This window comes from Gluconobacter sp. GP1 (genome assembly GCF_032913585.1).
Lineage (GTDB): Bacteria > Pseudomonadota > Alphaproteobacteria > Acetobacterales > Acetobacteraceae > Gluconobacter > Gluconobacter cerinus.
Map to the genome: position 1 here is coordinate 139787 of NZ_JASGXC010000002.1, position 16340 is coordinate 156126.

A 16340-nucleotide genomic window follows, 5' to 3' on the forward strand; every position below is an offset into this window, starting at 1 on the left:
CCCTCAGCTTGGCTGACTAGCGTCGCCAGGTTGGGAGTGAACCATTGTCCGATGCTTCTGGAGGCCGCGTAAAAGCTGCTCCGCATCTGAAGGCGTAAAAACAAAACCGACGGGCCCATATGCAGGGTGCTGAAAGGCCAGCAATGACCCCTCGGTTAGCGCATCAATCTGCAAAGCCCAGTTTGTTTTATACACGGGAGCAAAGCGCGCTCCTTCAATCGGCGCTGGTGGACGCTTTTCCAGTAGCGCGGTGCGTGCCATCCCCAAGCTGGTAATCAATTGGTTCAACTGGGCTTCGTCCAGAGAAATGTCACCGGTCAGACCGCTTCCATCCAAAAAGGAGAGAATGATCTTTTGCCCGTCTTCTGAGCGGGTTACCTGCATGCGCGGGTTGCTAGTCATCTCGAGCGCCTCTTTTCAGGGGGTTCCAACGGGAGAATTCTGATGGAATGGACCACTCCATGTCCACCAACCCAAGCGTGTAGCCGTTTGGGTAAGAGCTTCTTCTGCTTCGCGGGCTTTTTGTGGGGTAGGGAAGAGGCCAAAGCAGGTAGCGCCTGATCCGCTCATACGCGACAGAAGGCAATCCGACTGACTTTGAATCGCAGTGAGAACGTCAGAAATAATCGGGGCATGAGCAATCGCGGGTGCCTGAAGGTCATTTGCTGTTTGCTGTAATAGATCCACAAGGTCCTGCATTGACGCCCATTGGCTGGGGAGCACCGGTTTTGTACGCTGAACGATACCCCCCATCGCGGCAAAGCTGCGGAAGATATCAGGTGTTGACACACCAACGCCTGGATTAATCAGCAGAATTCCGCCGTTCGGCATTTCTGGTGATGGGGTCAGAATTTCCCCAATCCCTTCCATGCGTGTCGCTTGCTGGCGAACGCAGACGGGAACGTCGGCCCCAAGGGGCTCTGCAAGTGTGCAAAGATCGGATTCTGTTGCGTTCCAGACGCGTGACAGGAGGCGCAGCGTGCACGCGGCATCAGCTGAGCCGCCGCCAATACCTGATGCGACAGGTAGATCCTTTTTCAGTGTTAGCCGGTATGCATCATGAGAGCCGCTTTTTGCCTGAAGCGCACGGGCTGCCTTGAGAACGAGATTGCTGTCGTCGGCTTCAAGGCCTTTGCCAAATCGCCCTTCAATGGACAGAGAAAACCGATCGCACTTTTCTCCCACACTGATCGTGTCGGCTGCACCGGCGAAGACTGCGAGACTGTCGAGCAGATGATACCCGTCAGGCCGCCGCCCAGTGACATGCAGATAGAGATTGATCTTGGCGTGGGCGGTATCTTGAAGACGGGTCATTTGTTCTGTTCGAATGATTTGAGATGTGGGCCGCCCTGCTGCAGGGCATTCAGAATGAGAGTGCGATCCTGAGGCTGCGGATTGTCATCCAGAGACTGGTTCCATTGATCCTGAGCCTCCGTGTGGCGACCGAGATACCAATAGGCAACGCCCAGATGATAGCCGATTTCGGCATCACTCGAGGCATGCTCTGCAGCTTGAATAAGAATGGGTAGCGCAGTTTTTAGGTCGCCTTTGGCCTTGAGAAGGGCCCAGGCGTAGCTGTCCTGAATAGATGGATCGTTAGGCTGGAGCTCCACCGCGCGCTTAAGCAGCTGCAGGGCGTGGTCTTGGTCAATATCGTGTTCGATACTGGCATAACCGACGAAGTTGAGAACTTCTGGCTGGTCAGGGGCGAGTTCCAGTGCATGGTGCATATCTTCCTGCATCATGGCCCAGTCTCCGTTTTCCTGGGCAGCCATGGCGCGACCGAGAAGTATCGGCCAGGCAATCTCCTTTCGAGGAGGGGAGGCCTTGAGAGCTTTTGTATAAAGATCGATCGCCTCGGCATGATGGCCCATCTGATCCTGAACTTCAGCCAGTTGAACCAGAAATTGCGGGTTACCCGGAAGCAGGGTCAGCGCGCGATAAAGCGCATCGGCCTGAAGTGGAAGATCGTGAGAGCGGCTGGCCAGATTGACTCGCTCTTGGGCAGCTAGCGCTGCCAGAGAGTCCGTGCTGGAAACCGAATTGAGTGTCTCGAGGCCCTTCGAGATCTGATTGCCGTCACGGAAGGTGTCGGCAAGGAAAATGCGTGCAACCGTCAGGGTGGGATCAAGGTAGAGGGCCTGTTGCAATGCGATGATGGCCGGATCGTGAGGAATGCCTTCCTGCTGAATAACGTCCGTGATCATCAGGGCAAGTTGCAGGTTCAGAATTGCCGCACCCTGAGAGGGAGAAAGGGGAGGTCGTTTTTTCAGGTTATGCTGAAGTGGCCCGATGATCATAGAGGCGAGAGGGGAACTCACGCCCAGTGCAGCTACGGCATCAAGTGCCGCCTTATGCTGGCCCTGACTTTCCAGCCAGCCACCATAAATCTGGGCATAAAGAATCTGAAGCGTCAGCGGATCATCGGGGCTGTTGCCAGTCTTCTGATAGAGAAGTTCCGCCTGATGTTGAGAAGGCAGTCGCTCTGCAATCAGCGCGGCATGGAACTGGTACAGGCGGCGTGTAGGGGCGAAGGTCGCAGCAGCGTTGAGGGTGGAGAGTGCCTGCTCGACATGGCCTTCGTCTGCCTGTGCCCATGCCAGAAGAACGGGCGTTGCAACAGAGACCAGAGGGCCTCGATGGTTATTGCGGCTCAGCGTCTGGCGCATTTCCGTCCAGGATTTCCGAGTAACCGCGTTCTGGGCAAGGACGAGGGTGGCAATATCGCTGGCGGGAAGCGTTTTGGCGAACGTCACAGCCTCATCTTCATGTCCCGTCATGGCGGCGTAGCGCAGAGCATCTTCGCGCAGCTTCAGATCGCGGGAAGATAACGTCAGGACATGTGAAAGCGCATTATAGGCAGCGTCGATCTCTCCGCGTTGCATCATGACGCTCGACGCCAGCAGCCATCCGGTCAGGGATTTCCCGGGATCAATAGCGGGCAGTGTTTCCGGAGGAGGGGCAGCAAATGCTGAGGGCAGGAGGGTTCCCGCCAGCATAAGTGCCGAGAGACCCGCGCGAAGCGAGTGCGAAAAAACCGGAATTGATCTGGGCCAGCCGCGCGTGATCTGCATAATGGGTCAATTCTAGACCGCATGCGGTCATACGCCAACCTGAACGGATTTTTCATGACACCCCAGCCTGTTCCGAGCCGGGCAGAACTGCTTGCCGCGCTACAGCTGCAATATGACTGGGGTGTGGACGAGGTTCTTTCGGAAGAGACGATTGACCGCCTCTCTGATGTGCCTCGGAGTCTGCCTGCGCGAGTGGACACCTTACACGCCCGATCAGCGTTACCCAGGGAAGTGCCATCGCCTGCGCCGGTATCACCCGGGCTGGAACAGGCACGTGATCTGCCTTCCCTGATTCGGGCGAGCGAAACGCTTGATGATCTGTTTCTGGCGCGGACGGCAACGCATCGGCTCAAGCCCGTTTTTGTCGATGCTGCTCGTTTCATGCTGATCGGAGAGACGCCGGATGCGGATGAAGATCGCTCTGGAGAACTTTTTGCTGGGCGTGCCGGTGAGCTTCTGGATCGAATGCTGGCCACTGCGGGGCTGGAACGCTCCGTGCTCTCAATGGCACCAGCGGTCCCATGGCGGCCGCCGGGAGGGCGCGGTGTAACGGATCAGGAGATGCGGTCCTGTCGTCCGTTGCTGTTGAAAACGATCGCCCTGTGCCGGCCACCGTTTCTGGTGACGATGGGAGTAACGCCTCTGCGGCTGCTTCTGGGGGATCAGGCCATGCTGAATCGGCTGCGTGGCAAATGGACGGAAATTCGGATTCCCGAGCTGGATGCACCGGTTGCTCTGCTGCCTATGCGACACCCGTTACAACTCGCTGCCAGCCCTGCTGCACGCCGGAATGCGTGGCAGGATCTTCTGGTTCTGATGGAGCGATTGGGTGCGGAAAATACAGAACTAAATAAGTCCTGATTTAAGCCTGTAAAAAACTTCGCGAAAACGCAAAAAACTACTCGAAAACAGGTGTTTGCCACTGGATTGTTCCAGTGTGTGACGATATCATCGCTTGGTCCGAGGTTCTGTTCTGGTTAACCAAAACTTGCCAGCGTGCCAGAAACCGGGTAGCACCCGGCGGCTATGCGAAGGATTACCCCTTTCATCTCAGGTGGCACGGCGCGAGCGTTGCTTGTGAGTGTGCTGATTCTGACCGGTGGAACTTTCTCCCCGGTGCGTGCTGACGGTGTGCAGACTCTGCCGCCTCAGCCAGACCATGCTGGCGATGAAACAGCGTTTGCAGAAGCCCGTCCCAGCCTCGGTGGGGACGGCATTGTATCGCTGCCACACCCTCTGACGGCCACTATGGCCAGTCGATATCGTCTGATCCTGCAGGCGCAGCGTCGTGGTGACCTGCAAGAAGCCATGGAGCAGACGCGTTTGCTGACGGATCGCGTCCTGCTGGGCGATATTCTGGCAGATCGCTATCTTGCACCTGGTGCTCATCCAGGGGCGGACCAGCTCCGTGACTGGTTGAAAAACTATTCAACTCAACCGGACGCCCCTGCAATTCAGGGGCTTCTGGTAAGGACTGCTCCAGCAGGCTCCGTTCAGGTCCAGACTTTTGTGAGGTCTCTGGCGCCTGAAGATCGTCCTGAAACCGTTCACCTGCCGAATAGTTTCCCTGCGGACCCATTGGCGCACGCCTTCACGCGTAATCCTCTTCTGGATCGTACGGTTCAGGAGCGGGTGATGCAGGGTGTGAAGGGCGCAGCCAGCGCACTGCACCTTGTGGATATTACGCCCGGCATGACCCCTGCCTATGCAGGGCAGCTTTACGGAGAAATTTCTCTGGGGCTGCTTTCACAGGGAGATGCTCAGAGCGCGCTGCGTCATGGTTGCGCCGGCTTCGAGCGCGGAGGCCATCAGGTTGGTCTTCCTGCTTATGTTGCTGGTCTGGCTGCCTGGCGTCAGGGGCATCTTGATGCGGCATATGAGCTGTTTGAATCGGCGGCGAATGCTCCAGTTACATCGCCTGAGCTTCATGCAGCCGCGGCGTTCTGGGCCGCTCGTGCAGAAATTCGCCGTCACGCAATGGCGGCATATGTGTCCTGGCTCCATCGTGCAGCGAACCATCACGAAACATTTTATGGGATGCTCGCCGCTCAGACACTGGAGCTTGGACGTAAGGGCCATGCCCGCCTGCCAGACAGCGTAACGGAAATCACGCTCCATGATCCTGTTCCGGTTCTTGGGGAAATTGACGTCGAGGCCATCAGTGCGCTCCCACAGGGTCGACAGTTGTTTGCCCTGCTTCAGATTGGCGAGCGTGCACGCGCCGAGGCGCTGATGCGGCGGATGTGGACGGACGTGGCGCCTGATAGTGCGCGGTCCCGGTCCTTGCAGTTGGTTGCCCAGACTGCCGGATTTGAAGATCTGTCCGAACAGCTTGCGTCGCTCATCATGAATGGGGAAAACCGGCCACAAGCGGCCGGTGCGGATCTGCCGATGCCTCGTCTCAAGCCCAACCATGGCTTCCGGATGAACCCGGCTCTGGTTTATGCCCTCACGCGCGTTGAATCGAATTTCGATGCTGCCGCTACATCCGGCGCAGGTGCGCATGGGCTGATGCAGATCCGGCCGATCACGGCGAGCTTCATCACACTGCATCACCAGACATATGATGCCCATGGGATGGCTGTCATTCCGGTGCCGCCTGACATGGTAAATCGCCTCCACAACCCGTCATCCAATTTGGAGATTGGTCAGCTTTACGTGCTGTATCTGGCTTCCCAGTCGAGCCATACATCTTTGTCGGCGCGGCCTGAGGGCGGGGATCTTGTACGGGTTCTGGCGTCTTACAACGCAGGCCCTGGCGCTATTGCCCGCTGGGAAAGTGCGCAGACGGCAGATCTGCATGATCCGCTGTTCTTTATGGAAACGCTGCCCAACACGGAAACGCGTGACTATGTGCATCGCGCCCTGACGTATACGTGGCTTTATGCACATAAGATGGGGCTGTCTTCGCCGTCTCTGAAAGCGCTGACGCATTCTGAGTGGCCATCATTTGGTGCGGAGCAGGCTCTGGCTCATGAGCAGATGGCTCTGAACTAGGAATAAAAAAACCTCGCATCAGCATTTTGATGCGAGGTCTCTTCAGAAAATCGCCCGGCCTGCGTGCCGGGCTTTTTTTGTTTCCGGGGCTTAGCTTTTCTGGGTCTGGATGCCCAGATCTTCCATTTCTTCATGAACCGCGGACGCTTTAGCGGAAGAGTAAACCTCCATGGCGGAAGCTCCCTTTGGCTGTTGCAAGCGGATGAAGCAGGTGATGACTGCGGCAAGCAGATACAGTGCTGCGTAGATGTAAACGACGCCCCGCGTGCCGTAGCCGGTCACAAACAGTGTTGCCAGTGCCGGGCCCAGGAAGTTGCTCAGGCCACCGCCAAGGTTCTGCACGGAAACTGCTGCACCCTTGTGATCGGGTGCAATGGCGGGGAAAATTGCTCCCATAGGCACAAATGCGTTGAGCGTTAAAGCTAGGAACAAGGCACCGATAATTGCGGTGAACATGTTGCCGGGCATCAGGTGCGGGATGAAATAGAAGGCAAGGCTTGCCATTGCGCAGCCGACAAAGCCGAACCAGCGCATCTGACGCAGCCAGCCGATCCGGTCGCCAATAAGGCCCCAGACAACATTGGTCACCGGCTGAACCAGGAAGAACGCACCATAGATCCGCAGCCATTGCGGCATGGTGAAGCCAACTTCCGGAGACGTGTAGAACAGCGGCATGATGACCGGAAAGCCGAAGAGAGACAGATTGCAGATGACGCGCGTGATGAGTGCCAATGCAATATCGCGGTTCTCAACAATCAGCGTCAGGCTGCGACTGATCTCGATCAGCTGTTCCTTGACGGACACCTTGGCTGCCAGTGGCTTGGCCTCAGACGGATCTTCGCGGATGGTCAGGCATGCCAGTGCGCCGCCAGCCAGAACCCAGGCTAAAGACATCCACAGGGTCGGCATGAAGCCGAAAGCGGGGATGGTCCAGCTTGGCAGGAAGGACGCGATGATGCCGTAACCCAGCGTGAACATCGACCAGACCCAGCCGATGGCAGAGGCCAGACGATGATCCGGGGTTTTCTGGACGATCCAGAAGAAGAACGCATAGAAAAACAGCGGGTATGCAAAGCCGCGCAGACCATAGAACAGCATCATCATCGGGAAGGAGTGCTGTCCGAGGCCAAGCCCGAGGAACGCGACGTGGCACAGTGCCCACCAGATGGTGCCGATCGCCATAATGCGGCGTGCGCCATAAACTTCGGCCAACACGCCAGACAGCCAACTCGAAATGGCGGCTGTTGCACCGTAAATGGTGAAGAGCATTCCTGCCTGCTTGGGCGTAAAGCCGATCTGCGTGACGTATTTGGCAAGGAATGCAACTTCGATGCCGTCGCCCGTCATGTACAGGGCAACGGCGATATAACCCCACAGCAACATCACCGGCATGCCCCAGAGGATGCGGGATTTGGTGACGGCTGATCGATGGGGTGGAGAAAGCTCTGTGGCACTCATGAATGTCATGCCTTCCTGAAGGAAAGGGAGGATGGAGTGTCTTCACACGGCAACGATGACAGATCGGTGCTTTCCAGAGGGCCAAGCAGTGTGACGATCCCGGGGGAGGCCAGTCCAAGAAACTGTGCTTCGATACCACTGAACACACCTGCCGAGCGTGATGCCGGAGGCAGGATGTTAAAACGTTTAGCGCTAAAGATAGGCTGTTTTCTAAACATGGCGAGCTCCTTTGACAGCGGGAATATGCGTTCGGGTTGTCGTTCGGAGGCCGGCAGTTCCTTTCTCCTCATGTCATCCGCGCAGGACATTCTGACGTGAGGAGAACGGAGCAGGCAGGCCTGCTGGAAAGCCGTCACCGATAACCGTGTGAGTACGATCTCGCGGACGATAACATGATTCTGTTATATTCAAATAGTATTTATGTTATTTTTTATGCCATAAACGCATCATCTGATGTGACTATTCCTCTAGAAGAGCTCAACAAGCGCGACGCCCGCAACGATCACGACAAGAAGAATCAGCAGGATCACCGTCAGGCGCTTTTCGATGAACTCGCGCACAGGTTCGCCAAAGGCCTTGAGGAGTGCGGCTTCCAGGAAGAAGCGTGCGCCGCGCGTTGTGATGCTGGCAGCGATGAACGGCAGCAGCGGCAAGTGTGCCGCACCGGCTGCCAGTGTGACGAATTTGTAGGGGAGAGGTGTAAGCCCCTTGCCCAGAATGATCCATATGCCATATCGGCGGAACAGGTCTTCCAATGCCAGAATGCGCCCGTCTGCATGATAGAAGTGGGCGATGGGCATACCGATATGCTTCATCAGGAAAGCGCCGAGCAGCCATCCGATCACGCCACCTATTACGCTGGAGACAGTGCAGACTGTTGCTAGAAACCAGGCCCTGTCCTGTCGCGTCAGGATCATGGGAACGAGCATCAGGTCAACGGGGATAGGAAAGACCGACGCTTCTGCCATGGCGATAATAATAAGCCACCATACGGCTTTGGGTGAGGCGGCAAGGTCGGTGATGCGACGATAGAGGGAATGGATCACGGTCTGGTCCTGTGGAGGAATATCCGGTCTTCCTATCCTTCTCTGTCACTGAATGAAAATTCATTGCTTCGGAAAACAGGGTAAAGGAAGCACTAAGCTCTTCCTTTTCTGAAAATGGATGCCCCGTGCCCCAACGTTACTCTCTTCTGGCCCGCCTGTTTCACTGGGGCATGGCGGCTATCATTATCCCGGTCTGGATGATTGGATTCTATGCGGGGCGCCTGTTGCCGCGTGGGGCTTCTCCTTTGAAGGGGGAACTGCTTTCCATTCATAAGGAGATCGCATCGACCGTTGTGATCCTGGTTGTTCTCAGAATGGCCTGGCGCGCAACGCATCGGCCGCCAGTGTTACCTGACACTATTCCGGAAGAGCAGCGCATTGCTGCGCGCGTGCTTCAGGGATGTCTTTATCTTCTGATGTTGACCACACCTCTCACGGGATGGCTGATGGCCTCTGCCCACGGTGCGCCAGTCCAGATGCTGTGGACGGTGCACCTGCCAGCGCTCATTCAGAAAACTGCGTTATTCGCGCCGATCCTGGGTGTCATGCACCAGTTTTCTGCCTGGATTTTGGGGGTTCTGATTGCCGGGCATTGTGTGGCGGCGCTGATGCACCGTTTTTCCCGGCGGGATCAGGTGATGGATATGATGCTCTGAATAAAAAAGGCCTCTGCAGATGTGTGCAGAGGCCTTGGACTATTTTGCCTTATTGCGGTGAAGCAGGCTGCTGAATCGGGAAAGGCTCAGCCTTGAGCGCAGGGCGCGGATGATCCGCCATCTGCGTCTTCAGATACGAAACCGCCGCATCAAGTTGTTGATCCTGCCCTTTGAAGGTGGCGACCGGCATGTTCTCGATCTCGATATCCGGTGAGACACCCTTGTTCTCGACCAACCAGTGGCCGTTCATATCGAAATAGGGATTCTCGGCTGTCCGGGCATTGCCGTTGTCAATCAGACGGTCACCGTCCGAAAGCCAGACACCGGCGCCTGCTGTGCGTTCCCCAAGGAGCGGCGCGATGTGGAGAGACTTGATACCTTGAGAGAAGGTCTCACCGTCCGAGTAGGTCATTTCATCTGAAATCACGATAAGATGGCCCTGGAACGCCTGCTGCATGTCAATGGCCGGAGCGTTGCCATAGCGGCTCCAGAACATCCAGGAGCGGCGCATGAGCTGCGTCAGAACCCAGCTGTCAATGTTGCCGCCATTATTGCCGCGGACGTCAACAATGAGTCCATCCTTGTCGATATTGGCATAGAACTCGCGAGCGAATGCCTCCATGTCATCGCCGACCATGGCTTGCAGATGCAGATAACCAATGCGTCCATGGCTTGCACGATCCACAAGATCAGCACGGCTGACTTCCCAGTCCCGTGCGCGCAAGGACTTCTGCTTGCGCCAGCTTACGGCTGTCACGACTGTTTTGTGTTCTTTGCCATTGCGCAGAAGGGTCAGGAGAACCTGTTTTCCAGCCTGATTGGCCAGAAGCGTAGAGAGGTCGGGCTCGTCGGCTGCGGATTGTCCGTTCACGGCAACAATCAGATCTCCGTCCTGCGCATCAACGCCCGGAGCAGCCAATGGAGACTGCTGATCCGGTAGATCGCGGTCTCCTCTATAGATATGTGTGATGCGGAAGCCTTTTGCTTCGCGGGTAATCTGTGCACCCAGTCCGGCAATCAGGTTCGCAGCCGGGTCTTCGAGGCTTTGTGCCGGCCGGAGCTGGGAGTGCATGGCGCCAATTTCAGCAACCATCTGGCCAAGCAGATCATCCAGATCCGCACGGTCTCCAAGTCGATCCACAAATGGCGCGAAATGGGCTCTGACGGCTTTCCAGTCTACGCCATGCAGATCGCGGTCATAATAATGATCACGGTGAAGGCGCCAGGCATCGACAAATTCGTCTGACCATTCCTGAGCAGGGTCGATGCGCAGTCGTAGTCCGTCAAAGCTGACCGCTTTCCCTGCAACATCATCAGGCTTCTTGGCCCCGACCGGCAGCAGAAGAACTTCGGGTGCCTGCTTCGCGCGAGGGGCTACGGTCATGATCGTTTTGCCGTCTGCCGAGAGGCTGAAATCTTCAACCTTGGAGGAGAAGGTTTCGATCTTGTGCGCGTTATTGTCGATATGGATGGACTTCAGAGGGTTGGCGTCATCGTCCGTACCATCCACGGTGAACAGATAATCGCTGGCGGCTGCCAGCCCGTGATAATCCGCGGCAGGGACGGGAACCTGATAGAGACGATCGGCCAATCCGTTCCATTCAAACGCGGGAAGAGGCTTCTTGGGAGCGTCCTTCTTCTCATCTTTCTTGTCGCTCTTTTCCTTGCTGTCATCATGATCCAGCTCGGTGGGGGCCTGGAAAGGAAAGCGTTCTCCGGCCTGGAGTGCCAAGGCATAGATGCCTGTACGATGTGGAAACGCCGGTCCTAGATTGCGGTCTCCCCAGGGAGAACCGTTAGCCAGCGAGAATGTGCGATCAGACAGGAACCACAGCCATTTCCCATCTGGGGAGAAGGTTGGGCTATAAGATTCGTAACGGTCGCTCGTCACCCACTCCGTCCGTCCTGTTTCCGGAGAATACAGGGCAATCTGACGTCGCAGATTAGAGCCGCGCGTGCGTACGAAGGCGAGGGCCTTTCCGTCTGCGGCCCATGAAAGGGAATCGAAAACGTTCGTGCCGTCCTGAGTGGCATCATCAACGAGCTTCTCAGCTTTGCTCGAAAGGTTGAGCAACCACAGGCGCCCCAGCAGATCCGTATGCGCGGCGTATTTTCCGTCTGGTGAGATTTCCAGAGCGACAGGTTCGGTTGAGGATGGCCGGCTGAGTGCTTCTCCCTTGCCGCTGCCATCTGCCGCAAAACGCCATAGTGCAGATTCGCCACCCGCATCACTGAACGCAATGACGGATTTTCCATCTGGCGTTACGCGGGCAAGGCGCAGGCGGACATTGTCTGGGGTGGGCAGGACGATCAGACGCCGTGGGGAAGCTGCTGCCACGACCGTGTGGCCGCGCATCGTGAAGATAGCAGCATCGCCTTTGGGAGAAATCGTCTCCGAGGTGGTGAAGCGGGTTGGTCGATCCAGCCAGTATGGTGCACGAGGTGCATTGTCCGAGACCAAATTGACGGGGATCTGGTGGCTCTCGCCTGAGGTCAGATCCAGCGAAAAGAGGTCTGCCCCTTTGCGGAACACAATATGGTCGCCTGAGAGTGATGCTTCCAGAACGCTGTAATCCGTAAAATGGGTTAGCTGTCGGGCATCTGTTCCATCTGTGGCGGTACTCCAGAGGTTGTAACGCCCGCTTTCGTCGGAAATAACGATCAGACGATCCCGCCACGGCATGGGACGAATCAGGTTCGCTGTGCGTGTGCCAATACGTTCGGCTTCAGTTCCGGACTGAAGATCAAACCGCCAGAGTTGCGAGAGTGCTCCTCCACGATAGGCCCGCATATGATCGCCTGTAATGGCGAGCCCGAACCGCACGGCATACAGCCATTTACCGTCTGGGCTAATGGATGCGTCATTGACGTTGGCAAGCGGATAGACGTGCTTTGCACCCGTCTTGGGATCCAGAGCTGCGACATTGTAGCTGTAGTAAGGGCCAGTTGCGTCCGGCATGGAGTACAGGATGCCTGCATGAGCATCCCACCCTGCGATATGAAGTTTGGGCGCGTTTTCAAACGTCATGCGTCGGGGCGTGCCGCCGGAACTTGGCATGATGTAGAGCTCTGTTGGCCCATCAAAATTCGCTAGAAATGCGATTTCTTTGCCATCGGGCGAGAGGACAGGCTGCGGGTCAACAGCATTGGCGCCATGAGGCGCGCTGGTCAGGCGCTGGGCCGTGCCTCCCGTCAGGGGCACACTCCAGACTGACTGTTCCGCACTGAAAAGAACAGTCTGCCCCGTGAGTGACGGCTCCCTGAAGTAACCGGGTTCAGCCTGAGCGGTCAGCCCGTAGGTGCATCCCAGAAGAGCGGCGCATGAGAGAAGGGAACGTCGGAGGGAAAACCGCATGATGTGAAGGACTTCTCATATGAAAATATCCGTCGATGATGCTGCGGTTTCATATCGCCGTCGAGACGGCAGGTGCGTTTTGAAGGTGGGAAAACAAAAAACGCCAGCCCTAGATGGGCTGGCGCTTCGTGTTTTGCCGTGAAAACCTGGATCAGGCGGTCAGAGCAATGACCTTGTCTTCAGCTGCTACCAGGTAGGAGCTATTAGACAGGACCTGAACAGCCAGCATGGCAATGCTGTGCGAGGACCGGCTCGGAAGCGAGATTACGGCATGACCTGTGGTCCAGCGCATGGTCGTTCCTTCAGGAACACTCCAGCCAGACAGCTCTTCCTTGGCGAGATGTGCGGGAAGCACAGTGGTGCTGCCTGCCTCGTAGAGGGCAATCTGGCCAACGAGCACACCGAGTTCGCGGCGGTCATCAACGAATGGGCCAATCACATCGGATGGGCGGCTCGTGCGGGACATCAGACGGACAGAACGAACCTTCTCCGGCAGCATGAACATGGCATAGCCGTTGGTCTCACGCGTTTTACGGATGATGGTGCCATCTTCCGTCATGAGATGCAGGTCAGCATCCTGCGTCAGGACTGCACTGTCAGCCTGAGACACCAGACCTGCCATGTCTGCCCGTGCTTCGATTGCGCGGAACAGGGGCTCGACTGTTGTACGGTCCGTCGTGAGCGGGGCCGCTGCGTCTTCGCTCCAGCTCTTGACGCTGCCACCGATGCTGAAAACATTTCCGTCCTGACGGAAATCGCCGCGATTGCCCGTGTCGAGGAAGCTCTCCGTCAACAGGCCATTGGCCATGATGACCGAGTGATCTGCCGTCTCGATGTGGAAGTAATCGTAAGACGTGATGCTCGTGTCGTAGTGAATGGAGCGACCATTGATCAGCATCCGGGCCGGGACAAACTTTCCATCAAGGAACAGGCAATGTTCTGCCGTCACCAGAAGGTCCGTGTGTGGCATGCCGGGTGCGATGGCGTCCTTCAGAATACGAACCGGGTAGCCTGCTTCGTCTGCAAACGGACCTGGACGTACCGTCATGTGACGACGTCCGGCCCATGTGACAGTGCGAACGTCTTCACGGCCGTCAACATACACAACCACGCTGTCGCCAAGGCGCAGGGTCTCGACAGCGACTTCACCGTCCTGCGTGCGGATCATTGAACCTGCGAGGAAGCAGATGACGCCGTTTCCATTGCTGGTGTTAACCGTGACCGGGTTGCTATCGGTCGGAGCGTTTTTGTAGCTGCTGTCGTAGGTAACGCTTTTGGGGCTGACTGTGCCGTTAGACGTGGTCAGCTTTACATTGTCGCTGGTCATGGTGGCAGACGTTACAGTCTGACCATTCACGCCAAGGCTGTCGCCTTCCTTCAGGTTGGCCAGAACCAGCTTATTAGCTGCGTACTGGTCGCTCGGAAGAATCAGCGTGTTGTTGCCCGTTCCGAAAACGACCTTTGTGCCGTCAGTCGGGTAAGTCGTAATGGTGGCTTTGGCACCATCATTCAACGTCAGGGTAGACTGGAGGGCAGAGCTGTCCGTGAAGGACGTACCTGCGCCGTTGACCGTGATGGGGCCTGTAATGGTGGTGCTGTTGCTGGCCGTCTTGACGGTCGAACCGTTGGAAATATTGAGGTTGCCAGCAATTCCGCTGCCGCTGACGCTGCCCAGCGTAATGTTGGAATTATCAAAATTGAGCGTGCCGCCAGTCGCGATTGATGGCTTGAGGCCCGGATAGCCAGACCAGTCCTGCGAGACATTCGAGAATGTCGCAGTGCCGCCGTTATCAACCTGAAGGACGTTGTTAGCCGTCAGCGGGCGCTGGATGTTGGCCGTGCCACCTGAAGCGACTTCCAGATTGTTGACAGCCAGAGCGCTGGTGCCGGAGGCAATGTCGAGAGTGCCTGCAACCTTGATGTTGACGCCGGAAAGCGTTGATGTCGCGCTTGAGACGGTAACGGTCACACCTGATGGGATGGTGACTGTGCCTTGATTCGTCTGCGTATCAGGAACGTGTGTTGCTGGTGCGCCATCGTAGCTCCAGTTCGACACGTCACTCCAGTTGCCGCCGGTTGTTGGGCCGACCCACGTGTAGAGATCGCCGTTTGTCCAAGCGGGTGTAGATGTTGCCATGATGTGATGAAAATCCAGAATGCAGGGGTGCGCCGTATTGTTCGCAGAGTGAAGTGGAATTGCTCCCATCGCTTCTTCTGCAGACAAACGAAAGCTATTGATGGCGTAATTCGTTCAATTAAAGCTAACAGTCAATGTAAATGATGAAGATGAATAATTTGTAAAAAACCAACGCCTCATTGCTCAGCTTATTCAAGCCGGGCAAGAAACGTTCAAATCGAAAAAATTTATGGATTTATCGAGAGATTTTTTAACCGACCGCAGATTTGAGGCCATAGCCTGCTGCGAGTGGGCAAAGTGGCAGCATTGCAAACAGGCATGCTCCCAGAAGGTCGAATCCGGCGCTTGATGATGCACCAAGCTGCCCGGCATAGGAGGAAGCCGCACCGAAAATCAGTACCGGCGTTGCGAGAGGCAGAACAAGAAGTGGCAAAAGAACGCCACCACGACGCGCCCCCAACACGATTGAGGCGGCCATGCCACCCATCAGGGACAGGCACATCGTTCCAAGCATCAGCCCGAACAAGAGAAGCGGGAGTTCGCTCCCTTTTACGCCCAGCATGATGCCAAGCGGGATCGCTGCAACAAGAAGAGGCAGGCCAGTTGTCAGCCAGTGAGCAATCATTTTGGCGAAGGCAACGGCATACGCTGGAAGGCCCGTGAGCATCAGCAGATCCAGTGAGCCATCTTCCAGTTCAGAGCCGAAAAGTCTGTCCAGCGGGAGAAGCGATGCGAGTAGTGCACAGACCCAGATGATACCAGGTCCCATATGACGCAACAGGTCTGGTGAGGGACCAAGAGCCAGAGGGAAAAGGCTGCCACATAATATAAAGAAGAGCAGGGATGCGAGCGTATCCGCCCCAAACCGATAGGCAAGTCGCAGGTCGCGGTCGATCAAGGCAAAGAAAGCGGTCATGACAGCCAGAGCGGTTCAGCGTGAGCAAGGGAAGGGAGTTCGTGCGAGCGCGTGTTATCCAGAGGGAGCGACACATGCGTCGTAACAATCATGGCTCCCCCATTGTCACGGTGTTTGGCCATGATTGCTCCAAGCCGTTCGATGCTCGCCACGTCCAGACCAACGGTCGGTTCGTCCAGAAGCCAAAGGGGTGCTCCTGACAGCATGACGCGTGCGAAAGCCGCCCGGCGTTTTTGCCCCGAGGACAGGAGGCGTGCTGGAAGGTCAGCCAGGAATGCCAGATCAAGGGCTTCCAACACGTCTTCCATGTTTCCGCTGCCCAGGCGATCGGCCAGGGCAAGATTTTGCGCCAGCGTCAGGCCGGGCTTGAGAGCATCCTGATGGCCCAGCCAGGCCAGTGCTCCATAGCGCTCAATCGTGCCGCCATCAGGCTTGCGAAGGCCTGCGATTGTTCTGAGAAGAGTGGATTTTCCCGCACCATTCGGGCCGGTGAGTATCATGGCATCGCCATGAGCAAGCGAAAGGCTCACATCATCCAGAACCAGCCGGTCTCCACGGAAAACCGTAATATCCCTGACATCCAGAAGCACGGAAGGTGTTGTCGGGTCGGGCGGCTGGGTCGTCATGGGAAGCGTTCTGTCCGGTTCACGGTCTCATCAGCTTAGACCCTCTGAGCGCGGGAACTGCAAGGGGGCGTCTGA

Annotated in this window: 12 protein-coding genes; 3 read left to right on the forward strand and 9 right to left on the reverse strand. The window is 56.7% G+C overall.

Going from position 1 to position 16340, the window contains the following annotated elements; genetic code table 11:
• Positions 1 to 3: 3 nt before the first annotated feature.
• The 3 genes from R5H23_RS05220 to R5H23_RS05230 are packed head-to-tail and all read right to left on the reverse strand — an operon-like array spanning position 4 to position 3074.
• Positions 4 to 402: a hypothetical protein gene (locus tag R5H23_RS05220; protein WP_244974514.1), complete on the reverse strand. Its 399-nt coding sequence runs from the start codon at positions 400 to 402 to the stop codon at positions 4 to 6.
• Positions 403 to 417: 15 nt separating this feature from the next.
• Positions 418 to 1314: a 4-(cytidine 5'-diphospho)-2-C-methyl-D-erythritol kinase gene (locus tag R5H23_RS05225; protein WP_317214719.1), complete on the reverse strand. Its 897-nt coding sequence runs from the start codon at positions 1312 to 1314 to the stop codon at positions 418 to 420.
• Positions 1311 to 3074, reverse strand: a complete 1764-nt coding sequence (locus tag R5H23_RS05230) for a tetratricopeptide repeat protein (protein ID WP_317214720.1) — start codon at positions 3072 to 3074, stop codon at positions 1311 to 1313. The genes R5H23_RS05225 and R5H23_RS05230 overlap by 4 nt, the downstream gene beginning before the upstream one ends.
• A gap of 54 nt (positions 3075 to 3128) precedes the next feature.
• Between R5H23_RS05230 and R5H23_RS05235 the strand changes: the two genes are divergently transcribed.
• Together R5H23_RS05235 and R5H23_RS05240 are read left to right on the forward strand one after the other, a co-directional pair.
• Positions 3129 to 3935 carry a uracil-DNA glycosylase gene (locus R5H23_RS05235; RefSeq protein WP_317214721.1) on the forward strand — a complete coding sequence of 269 codons (807 nt, stop codon included), beginning with the start codon at positions 3129 to 3131 and terminating at the stop codon, positions 3933 to 3935.
• Between the two features lie 210 nt (positions 3936 to 4145).
• Positions 4146 to 6071, forward strand: a complete 1926-nt coding sequence (locus tag R5H23_RS05240; RefSeq protein ID WP_408874338.1) for a transglycosylase SLT domain-containing protein — start codon at positions 4146 to 4148, stop codon at positions 6069 to 6071.
• A gap of 90 nt (positions 6072 to 6161) precedes the next feature.
• Here the strand turns inward: R5H23_RS05240 and R5H23_RS05245 are convergent, their stop codons facing one another.
• Positions 6162 to 7529, reverse strand: a complete 1368-nt coding sequence (locus R5H23_RS05245; RefSeq protein WP_317214723.1) for an MFS transporter — start codon at positions 7527 to 7529, stop codon at positions 6162 to 6164.
• 467 nt (positions 7530 to 7996) lie between these two features.
• The gene (locus R5H23_RS05250; RefSeq protein ID WP_317214724.1) at positions 7997 to 8575 is read right to left on the reverse strand and encodes a YqaA family protein; all 579 of its coding nucleotides are present in this window, start codon (positions 8573 to 8575) and stop codon (positions 7997 to 7999) included.
• 125 nt (positions 8576 to 8700) lie between these two features.
• On the opposite strand from R5H23_RS05250, the gene R5H23_RS05255 reads away from it, so the two are divergent.
• Positions 8701 to 9231 carry a cytochrome b gene (locus R5H23_RS05255; RefSeq protein WP_317214725.1) on the forward strand — a complete coding sequence of 177 codons (531 nt, stop codon included), beginning with the start codon at positions 8701 to 8703 and terminating at the stop codon, positions 9229 to 9231.
• 49 nt (positions 9232 to 9280) lie between these two features.
• Here the strand turns inward: R5H23_RS05255 and R5H23_RS05260 are convergent, their stop codons facing one another.
• The 4 genes from R5H23_RS05260 to ccmA all read right to left on the reverse strand — a co-directional run bounded on the left by R5H23_RS05260 (position 9281) and on the right by ccmA (position 16265).
• Entirely contained in the window at positions 9281 to 12586 is a 3306-nt protein-coding gene (locus R5H23_RS05260) for a S41 family peptidase (protein WP_317214726.1), read from the reverse strand.
• A 151-nt stretch (positions 12587 to 12737) separates the two neighbouring features.
• Positions 12738 to 14792, reverse strand: coding sequence for a Hint domain-containing protein (locus tag R5H23_RS05265; RefSeq protein ID WP_317214727.1), 2055 nt, complete (start codon positions 14790 to 14792; stop codon positions 12738 to 12740).
• Positions 14793 to 14973: 181 nt separating this feature from the next.
• Complete coding sequence (ccmB, locus tag R5H23_RS05270; protein ID WP_086634019.1) at positions 14974 to 15639, reverse strand: heme exporter protein CcmB; 666 nt, start codon at positions 15637 to 15639, stop codon at positions 14974 to 14976.
• A complete protein-coding gene (gene ccmA / locus R5H23_RS05275) occupies positions 15636 to 16265 on the reverse strand; it encodes a heme ABC exporter ATP-binding protein CcmA (RefSeq protein ID WP_317214729.1) in 630 nt (209 codons plus the stop codon). The genes ccmB and ccmA overlap by 4 nt, the downstream gene beginning before the upstream one ends.
• Positions 16266 to 16340 lie beyond the last annotated feature (75 nt).

Bases quoted from the DNA above. Each gene is read 5' to 3' on its own strand.
- R5H23_RS05230 (WP_317214720.1), bottom strand. From the start codon at position 3,074: ATGCAGATCACGCGCGGCTGGCCCAGATCAATTCCGGTTTTTTCGCAC.
- R5H23_RS05265 (WP_317214727.1), bottom strand. From the start codon at position 14,792: ATGGGAGCAATTCCACTTCACTCTGCGAACAATACGGCGCACCCCTGC.
- ccmA (WP_317214729.1), bottom strand. From the start codon at position 16,265: ATGACGACCCAGCCGCCCGACCCGACAACACCTTCCGTGCTTCTGGAT.
- R5H23_RS05235 (WP_317214721.1), top strand. From the start codon at position 3,129: ATGACACCCCAGCCTGTTCCGAGCCGGGCAGAACTGCTTGCCGCGCTA.
- ccmB (WP_086634019.1), bottom strand. From the start codon at position 15,639: ATGACCGCTTTCTTTGCCTTGATCGACCGCGACCTGCGACTTGCCTAT.
- R5H23_RS05220 (WP_244974514.1), bottom strand. From the start codon at position 402: ATGACTAGCAACCCGCGCATGCAGGTAACCCGCTCAGAAGACGGGCAA.
- R5H23_RS05225 (WP_317214719.1), bottom strand. From the start codon at position 1,314: ATGACCCGTCTTCAAGATACCGCCCACGCCAAGATCAATCTCTATCTG.
- R5H23_RS05260 (WP_317214726.1), bottom strand. From the start codon at position 12,586: ATGCGGTTTTCCCTCCGACGTTCCCTTCTCTCATGCGCCGCTCTTCTG.
- R5H23_RS05245 (WP_317214723.1), bottom strand. From the start codon at position 7,529: ATGAGTGCCACAGAGCTTTCTCCACCCCATCGATCAGCCGTCACCAAA.